The sequence below is a fragment of the Dyella sp. LX-66 genome (genome assembly GCF_018599165.1).
GTDB classification, from domain to species: Bacteria; Pseudomonadota; Gammaproteobacteria; order Xanthomonadales; family Rhodanobacteraceae; genus Dyella_D; species Dyella_D marensis.
The window spans coordinates 126,582-132,961 of sequence record NZ_JAHFVJ010000011.1 but is presented as its reverse complement, the minus strand read 5'-3'; the positions used below and the strand labels follow the sequence as shown (position 1 = coordinate 132,961).

The window sequence follows — 6,380 nt, the reverse complement described above, 5'->3', positions numbered from 1 at the left end:
GCGAAGAGGATGTTCAATGACTGAGGCCAGTTTTTGGGTTTAGCCCTGTTCGTTGCGTAAGCGTACGGCGTAGGTTGGGGTGAGCCGCAGGCGAACCCCAACGTGGCGAGGCGCGTGAAGGTGCGAGTGTTGGGGTTCGCCTGCGGCTTACCCCAACCTACGTCGATACGGCGGACTGGGGCGGCGTCGCATATAGGAGCGAAGAGCCAAGGCTGCCCTCGCTCCTTGAACATCCTCTTCGCCACGGCACGTTGAAGCACCCGCTACGTAAACGCACAGTCGTTTCGTGTCGACCCAGGTTAATCAAGTTACTGCAGCCGCCCACCGCTCCTTCTAGTCGCGTCGCGAGCCGTTGCTCTGAGGCTATTTCTCTTTGGTCACTTTCTCTTTGAGCCAGCAAAGAGAAAGTGACCCGGGCGCCGGCAGGCGTCCGGAATGCCCGCTGCATAAGCGGCCAAGTCGCGGCCACGCGAAAATCGAACGATACCGTTACTGGATCCCGGCCTACGCCGGGATGACGAGAAGGGGCGCAGCCTACTTCACCCCTTCGACATACCAATAAGTGCGCTTGCGCTTCCCGGTCCCCGGCGGGACAACCTTCTGCGTACCCAACGAAGAAGTGTTGTTGCCACCCACCAGCCCCAACTGGTTACCACCACCAATCAACACCGGCGTCAGCAACGTCCCACCCCCCGAGGTGGGCAACTGCACCAGTCCGAAGATCGGTGACGGCGGCATGCCGCCACCATCGAACTTCACGAAGCGGTTCGCGTTGAGCCCGCTGCCATCGAGGAAACTGATCGCGTAACCGCGAGCAATACCCAGGTTCGGGTAGCACATGTTGGGATTGTTGGTCGGATTCGCCGGCTGATTCGTGCCGAAATAGGTATAGCCGGCCACCGTCAGCGGCGCGTTCACCGCCTTCTCGCCGGCATTGGTCAGCGTGATGTAGAAACCGGGGCCGCTGCCGGTGTACAGCGTATTGGTGGCGTCGGTCAGGTTGCTTTCGGTGATGGTGGTCCAGGCGGGGGGCACGCTGTTGCCGGTGCTGGTGTCGCGCAGGCTGTAGAAGCGGTTGATCACGTTGGAGGCCGCGTTGGAAGCCAGCGGATGTTCGCGGTCGCCGCTTGCCGCCACCACGGCGTCGTAGGTGCTGGTCGGCACCACGTCGGGCGGATAGAAGAACTTGCGTGCGCTGGTGCCGGTGCCGCCGAGGCTGGCGATCTTGGTGACGGTCCAGTTGGACGGTGCGGTCAGCGCGTTCGGTTCCAGGTCCACGCGCCAGATATTGCCGCCGAGGTCGCCGGCGTACAGGCGCTCGATATTGCCGTCGCCGTCGCGGTCGAGCAGGGTGATGTCGGAGGGAATCGCGTAAGTCATGCCCGGCACCGCGGTGCAGGGGCTGGGCTGGCCGGTGCAGCTGGGGGCGGCGATCCATACCGGCGCGCCGGTGACGGCATCGAGCATCACGATGGCGCGGCCCATGCTGTCGGCGCTCTGCACCGGGTCCACGTCCTCGGCGGTGTCGTAGCCGCCGCCCATGATCAGCACGGGGTTGGTGTTGCCCTTGATGCGCGCGACCTTCGGCTGCGACCAGGTCATGCCGAGTTCCGGAATGTCCGAGCTGGACTTCTTCCACAGGAAGCGCGGCGCGGTCGGCGTGCTCACGTCGAAGGCATAGATAAAGCGGCCGCCGCGGCGTGCGGTCAAGTAGATGTACGTGGTGGCCGGCGTGACGCTCTGGTTCTGGTACACCGTGGTGGTGCCGTCGAAGAAATAATCCTTCGGCTGCGCGGTGGCATCGGTGATGCCGGGCAGCTTGATCACGGGGCTGTTGTCGCGCTGGCGCTTCAGCTTGCCGAAGAACTCCGGTGCGATGAACGACCACAGCTCGCCGCCGGGGCGCACGGTGCCGATGCCGGTGGTCTGGTTGCCGTTGATCGCGCGGAAGTAGCCGTCGTTGGAACCGTAGAACACCACCACGCCGGTGCTGCCGCCGTAGTTGATGATGGCTGGGCGCGAATGCAGCACGTCGCCGTGGATGGACGGGCGCACCGTTACCGACCCGCCGGGGCCGGGTTCGGCCTCGTTGTTCGGGCTGGTGTTGTCGGCGCCGCGCACCCAGTTGATCAGGTTGGGCAGATCGCTGGCGGTGGTGCCCAGCAGCGCCGCGGTGACGCTGGCGTTGCTGGTGTCGAACTTCGGCATCGCGGTGCCGGTGGGGCAGGTGCCGACGCCGTTGCAGGTATAGATGGTGCGGCCGGTCTGCGAGGTGAGGTAGTCCGCGCGCAGCATTTCGCCCACGCCGCCTTTCTCCACCACTTCGCCGTCCACCGCGTCGTAGGCCAGGGAGATACCGGAAGGCTTGTTGACCCAGAAGCCGTTCGCCGGCCAGTTGCTCACCACGCTGCTGCCGGGGAATGCCAAGGGTCCGTTGCGCGGCGTGCCGGTCTGCTGGTCCGAGGTCCAATAGCTCAACGCATTGGGCGAGATGAAGCCAGAGCCGTTATTGCTGATCGCCGAATTGCCGAGCGAATCCTCGGTGATCACGTTGTTGTTGCTGTCCAGGCCCAGCTGGTACTGCTTCAGATTGCCGATCCAGCGCGGCTGCGCGGTCGGGTCGGGACGGAACACGCCGACGTAGACCTGGTTCAGCGACACGCCCTGGCTGTTCACGCTCACCGGCAGGCTGACCGAGGCGAACACGCTGTTGATCGACTGCACTTCGTTGAAGATCTGCAGCAGGTCGTTTACCAGCGCGTTGAGCGCGTTGGGGTCGTTGATGTTCACCACGAAGGCCTTGCCGCCGCCGTGGCTGGACATGCTTTGCAGGAACTGCACGTAGTCCGGATTGCTGCCGTCGGTGACGGCGATGGTGTAGGTGATGATGTTCTGCGGATTGGTCGACGAGCCGCCGGACAGGTCGGTCTGGTACATGAACTGCGCCCACTCGTCGCCCCAGTTGGACTGGTACTTGTTGTTCGGCGGCGGGATCACGATCTGCGTGGGATTGGACTGCCCGGTGGCCGCCTGCAGCGAGGACTGCGCGCTGGGCGAATTGCCGGCATCCTGCGGCTTGCCGTTGCCCACGGCGTTGGCGATGTAGATGACGAAGCTCTTCTGGCACACGCCGGAGAGCGGCGAATGGTAGGTGACGCCGGACAGGCCGGTCTTGCCGGCGAAGTACGCCCACATCTCTTCCATGCCGCCGCCGACAGCGGAGTTGTTCGACTTGTCGGTCTGGCGGTCGAGCGTCTTGATGGTGGTCTGGAAGTTGGCCACGCCGGTGGCATTCATCAGCGGCAACGCCCCCGGATCGGTGGCGCGGCCCACGTTGGGAAAGCGGAACCAGCCACCGTTGCTCGACGGATCGAACAGCATCAGGCCCATGTTGATCTTGCCCAGCAGCACCGGATTGGTGCCGATGGCGGTCACCGCCTGGTACAGCGAGCATTGTTCGAAGCCGACATCCTTTCCCGCATTGTTGGACGACACCACGCCCGCGGTAGGGCAGGTGAAGTTCACCGAGCCGTTCCACGCCGCGGCGTTGTCCAGCAGGATCAGCAGGTTCGGCGAACCGCCGTTCACCGGCGCGCCGGTGTACAGGTCGATGTCCTCGCTCAAGGCCAGGCCCGGCACCGCCAGCAGGGCGGCTGCGCAGGCCAGCCGGCGCAGGCGGCGGCTCAAGGATGGGCGCGTGTGGAGCATGGCGGCGTCTCCGCGGAGGCTGCTGGGTGTGTTCATGGACAGGGGGTTCCGACGGGGACGCGTACCGACGCGCCCTGGTGCACGGTGACCGAGGTCGCGCTGTTGTTCGGATCGGTGACGGACGACTGGATTTCCCACTGCGTGTCCGAGCACAGCGAGAACGCGGCGGCGCTGCCGCTGGAGCCGACCACGAGGTCGCCGCTGCTGCTGGTGGGCGTGCGGCAGACGTCGCCCAGCGACAGGTCGCGGTTGAGCACCGGCTTGCTGTCCAGGCAGAACGGCGCGGCCACCTGCGCGGTGAAGTCGTTGTTGCCGTCGCCGGTGACGTCGATCGGCACCGAGCTGGCCGGGATCGGATTGAGCGTGAAAGCCTGGTTCATCACCGACTCCACGCCCTGCTGCGCCACCGAGCGGGCTTCCATGCGGTATTGCTGGTTCGACGCCACCTTGGTGTTGATCATGCTGGAGCTGGCCATGGAGATGGCGAACAGCAGGAAGATCACCAGGAACACCAGGGTCATCATCAAGGTGAAGCCGCGCTGGCGCCGCGATGGATGCAATGAAGGACGCATGCTCAGTTCTCCCGCACGCCGCCGACGTTCCACAGGCGCGCGACCGCGCTGTAGACGTGGCGCTTGTAAGCGTCGTTGTAGGGACCGTCCGGCGTCGCGCGGCCCAGGTCGTAGGTGCGCGTGTCGTTCCAGCCGGTAGTGGCATCGAGGTTGCGCGCCAGCACTGTCACGCGCACGGCAGTGACGTTGGCCCAGTTGGTGGTGGCGTTGGTCCAGGCATAGCCGCTGCTGCCGGTGCAGGCGGCGGAGTTGTCGATGGCGGGGTTGTCGACGTAGCAGTCGGGCGAGCCGTTGCCGTCGGTGTCCACGCCATAGCTCAGGTGCACGTCCTGGATGCCGGCGACCAGCGAGGAAACCTGGATCGAGCCGTTGACGAATTCCGCCACCTTCAGGGTCGGCGTGCTGTCGCCGCCGCTCGCGCAGTTGTCGCACGCCGCCAGGTAATAGCTGCGCACCACGTACTTGCGCAGTTCCGCCGGGCTGCCGCTGCTGCAGGTCTTGCCGAGCAGGGTGAAGTTGGCCGAGCTCTTGTCGTAGACCAGCTGCTTGGTGTCGGTGGTGCAGGCCGATTGCTGCAGGTAGTACTCGGTGCCGGACACCGCCGCCGAGACATTGCCGGAGGCGTAGTGCACGGTCAGTGCTTCGGTGCCGGTGCTCATGCTGGAGAAACAGGTGGGCTTCGCGCCGCCCGCGGCCACGCCCGAAAGCGCCACCGGCACGGTCAGCGGCGAGGTGGTGTTGTCGAAGCCCATCGCGGTCTGCGTGATGGTGCAGGCGCCGGGCAGGTTGTACTGCAGCGTGGCCGGCAAGCCGGGGCGGCCGTAGAAGCCGGCCATTTCCACGTCGCGCACCATCGATTCCAGCGCGTAGCGGCCGTTCTCGACCTGCTCGCCGGTCTTGTTGAATTCGGCGCGCGCCTTGGAGGTGGCGACGTACAGCGAACCCAGCGCGGCCAGCATGGCCAGCCCGATGGTGACGCCGATCATCAGCTCGACCAGCGACAGGCCGCGCTGGCGATGGAGGGGCGAGATGGAAGAGGGCATGCGCATGGCGGCGGTCACGAGAGGCTGGCGATGCGGACTTGCACGCTGACGGCGCGGCGCAGGCTGTCGTCGCCGAACTTGTTCTGCCCGCAGGTCAGGCCCGGCGCCGCGGTGGGCATCAGGCCCTGCCACACCACGGTGATGCGGTAGACGTTGTTGGTGGCGTCGATGCGCTCGACGCAGCCGATCGCGCCGAGCATGGCGCCGACCTTGTTGCCGCCGGAGCTTTCGCCCGCACCCAGCAGCGCATTGCGCCAGGCGGCGAGGTCGGCGTTGGCGGTGGCCGCCTGCAGCGCGGTGGGCGAGGGCGTGCCGGTGGCGCAGGTAGGCGGCGCGGCGTAGCCGGAGCCGGTGGCCAGGCCGGTGGCGCCGTTGGAATAGCAGGCCGCCACCTGCCGGTTGGCATTGATGCGCGAGACCATGTCCTGCACCAGGGTCAGGGCCTGCACGCGCTGGTACGACTCCATCTCGTTGCGGGTGGAGCGCGCCATCATCATCACCGTGCCCAGCAGGGCGACCGATGCGATCAGCATCGACACCAGCACCTCGATCAGCAGAATGCCGCGCTGGCGTTTCATGAGCAGGCTCCCTTGGTGGTCTGCACGCGCCCGGTGGCGCCCACGGCCACGCACAGCGGCTGCTGCCCCTGCGAGGTGACGGTGGGATTGAGGGTGAACGACATGCCGGTGCCGGACATGCGCCCGTCGCCGCCGAAATTGAACGAGGTATTGCCGCCGCCTTCGCTGATGCGCAGTCCGTCCAGTGTGCTCTGCGCGCGGATGGTGCTGGCCGAAGTGACCGGGCTGGCGGTGCTGACCGTCCAGCCCTTGCTCCAGTCCGTGCCGTTGGCCACCACGTAGACGGTGCCGTTGCGCTTGATCGCCTCGCTGCGCGCCAGCACCACGCTGGAGGCCAGGTCCATGGTGGCGTTCTTCAGCCGCTGGCGCTGCAGGAACGGCGCCATCTGCGGCACGGCCAGCACGGTCAGCACCAGCAGCACCGAGACGGTGACCATCAGCTCCACGGCGGTGAAACCCCTGGCGTATGCGCGGCGCAT

5 protein-coding genes are annotated in these 6,380 nt (G+C 66.1%); all 5 read right to left on the bottom strand.

The annotated features are described in order from the left end of the window. Window positions 1–534: 534 nt before the first annotated feature. Genes KK141_RS18850 through KK141_RS18830 form a run of 5 tightly spaced genes read right to left on the bottom strand, consistent with a single transcriptional unit; the run spans window position 535 to window position 6,380 of the window. Window positions 535–3,708 carry a PilC/PilY family type IV pilus protein gene (locus tag KK141_RS18850; protein ID WP_214572644.1) on the bottom strand — a complete coding sequence of 1,058 codons (3,174 nt, stop codon included), beginning with the start codon at window positions 3,706–3,708 and terminating at the stop codon, window positions 535–537. A 32-nt stretch (window positions 3,709–3,740) separates the two neighbouring features. Next, a complete protein-coding gene (locus KK141_RS18845; RefSeq protein ID WP_214572643.1) occupies window positions 3,741–4,280 on the bottom strand; it encodes a PilX N-terminal domain-containing pilus assembly protein in 540 nt (179 codons plus the stop codon). A 2-nt stretch (window positions 4,281–4,282) separates the two neighbouring features. Continuing rightward, window positions 4,283–5,323 (bottom strand): PilW family protein, encoded by a 1,041-nt coding sequence (locus KK141_RS18840; RefSeq protein ID WP_250901866.1) that lies wholly within the window; start codon window positions 5,321–5,323, stop codon window positions 4,283–4,285. Window positions 5,324–5,337: 14 nt separating this feature from the next. After that, window positions 5,338–5,901 (bottom strand): type IV pilus modification protein PilV, encoded by a 564-nt coding sequence (pilV, locus tag KK141_RS18835; protein WP_214572642.1) that lies wholly within the window; start codon window positions 5,899–5,901, stop codon window positions 5,338–5,340. Then, window positions 5,898–6,380 (bottom strand): GspH/FimT family protein, encoded by a 483-nt coding sequence (locus tag KK141_RS18830; protein ID WP_214572641.1) that lies wholly within the window; start codon window positions 6,378–6,380, stop codon window positions 5,898–5,900. The genes pilV and KK141_RS18830 overlap by 4 nt, the downstream gene beginning before the upstream one ends.